Here is a 2,339-nt window from a genome sequence, read left to right on the forward strand (position 1 = left end):
CTCCTGACCCTCAACCCCTGCGGCCTTTATTGCCCCGCTGGCGATTTCTATATCGATCCATGGCGGCCGGTCGGGCGCGCGGTCATCACGCACGCGCATGGCGATCACGCGCGCTGGGGCAGCCAGCACTACCTTGCTGCTGCGCCGGGTTTAGCGGTGCTGCGCGCGCGCCTCGGCGATGACGCAAACGTCCAAACCGCGGCTTATGGCGAATGCATAAAGATCAACGGCACCTCGCTATCGCTGCACCCGGCGGGGCATATCCTCGGCTCGTCGCAAGTCAGAATCGAACACGGCGGCGAGGTGTGGGTGGTGACCGGCGATTACAAAGTCGAGCGCGATTCGACCTGCGCGCCGTTCGAGCCGGTGCGCTGCCATACGCTGGTCAGCGAATCGACGTTCGGCCTGCCAGTCTATCGCTGGCCAGATCAAGCCGACGTTTTCGCGAGCATGCGGGATTGGTGGCGGGCGAATCAGGAAGCCGGCAGGGCAAGCATGCTGTTCGCATACGCGCTCGGCAAAGCGCAACGCGTGATCGCCGGCATCGCGAATGGCGCCGCTGCGATCGGCGCGATCTACGCGCACGGCGCGGTCCAGAAGCTGAACGACGCTTATCGCGCGAGCGGCATAGATCTGCCGGGTACGCGTTATGCAAGCGCCGAGTTGAAGCGCGGCGAGTGGCAAGGCGCGCTGATCGTCGCGCCGCCGTCCGCGCAAGGCACGCCGTGGTTGCGCAAATTCGGCAACATCTCGACGGGATTTGCCTCGGGCTGGATGCAGGTACGCGGCCAGCGCCGTCGCCGCGCGATCGATCGCGGCTTCGTGCTGTCCGACCATGCCGATTGGCCAGGATTGTTGAGCGCGATCGAAGCGAGCGGCGCCGAACGCATCTGGGTTACGCACGGCTATTCATCGGTGCTCGCGCGCTGGTTATGCGAGCGCGGACTCGACGCGAAAGCGGTGCAGACGCAGTTCGAAGGCGAGCGCGACGAGAACGGCGACAACGGGACAACTGAAGAAGCGGCCAACGCTGATGACGCGGGTCTTTAGTTTCGGAAGGTCCGGATCAGGTCGTCCTTGCAGGAAGCGACGGGAAGCGATGACGAAAATGCTTCCCGCGTTAACCATGGCAAACCTGCCGCGGCTGAATCAGAAGATCAGTAGACCGTGAAAGCTTTCGCCGATCTCTACACCGCGCTCGACGAAACCAACAAAACCGGCGCGAAGGTGTCAGCGCTGCGGCACTATTTCGAAAATGCGCCGGCGGCTGACGCGGCGTGGGCAGTTTATTTCCTGATCGGCCGCAAGCCGCGTCAGGTTGTGCCGACGCGCAAGCTGCGCGACTGGTCGGCTGAACTTGCCGGCATCCCGGAATGGCTATTTGACGAGTCGTATCATGCGATCGGCGATCTCGCCGAGACCATTGCGCTGATCCTGCCAGCGCCCGCGCAATCGACTGATCAGCCGTTGCGTTACTGGGTCGAAGAAGGGCTGCTGCCGCTGCGCGAATTGCCGGAGGCCGGGCAAAAGCGAAGCCTGATCGACGCCTGGCAACAGATGGATCAACGCCAGCGGTACGTCTGGAACAAGCTGATCACCGGCGCGTTTCGCGTCGGCGTTTCGCAAGCGCTGGTCATGCGCGCGCTCGCCGAAATCAGCGGCTTGCAGGCGCCGCTGATCGCGCATCGGTTGATGGGCGAGTGGCTGCCGACCGCCGAGTTTTATGCGCGGCTGCGAGGAGTCGAAACAGCCGACGTCGACGAGACGAAAATCAGCCGGCCGTACCCGTTCTTTCTCGCCCATCCGTTGGCCGGCTCGCCCGAACAACTCGGCGATATCGATCTGTGGCAGGCAGAATGGAAATGGGACGGTATCCGCTGCCAGTTGATCCGCCGCGCCAGCCAGACATTTCTGTGGACACGCGGCGAAGAACTCGTGACCGAACGCTATCCGGAAGTCGCGGTGGCCGGCCGCCGTTTGCCGGACGGCACCGTCATCGATGGCGAAATCCTGGCGTGGAAAAACGGCGTGCTGCGCTTCGGCGAATTGCAAAGGCGCATCGGCCGCAAAACGCTGGGCAAAAAATTATTGCAGGATGTTCCGGTCGTACTGCTTGCTTATGATTTGCTCGAATATGGCGGCGAGGACGTGCGCGCCCGGCCATTGCGCTGGCGGCGCGAGCAATTGGCGGAACTGATCGCTGCGATCACGTCGCGGCAAAGCGACGAATCAGGCGATGCGCCGGCAGTTGCCGCAAGCGCTGCGCCAACAGTCGCGCACGAACAACAAGCCGCCGCGTCTGGCGACCCGCCGATAGCCAGCTCATCCGAGGAGCGGGT

At 63.4% G+C, this 2,339-nt stretch carries 2 protein-coding genes; both read left to right on the forward strand.

What is annotated here, in order from left to right:
* Window positions 1-3 precede the first annotated feature (3 nt).
* Entirely contained in the window at window positions 4-1,050 is a 1,047-nt protein-coding gene (locus H0V78_10565) for a ligase-associated DNA damage response exonuclease (protein MBA2352194.1), read from the forward strand.
* A gap of 117 nt (window positions 1,051-1,167) precedes the next feature.
* The coding region (locus H0V78_10570) for an ATP-dependent DNA ligase (GenBank protein ID MBA2352195.1) at window positions 1,168-2,339 on the forward strand (1,172 nt) is incomplete at its 3' end.

This window comes from Burkholderiales bacterium, assembly GCA_013695435.1.
GTDB lineage: Bacteria > Pseudomonadota > Gammaproteobacteria > Burkholderiales > JACMKV01 > JACMKV01.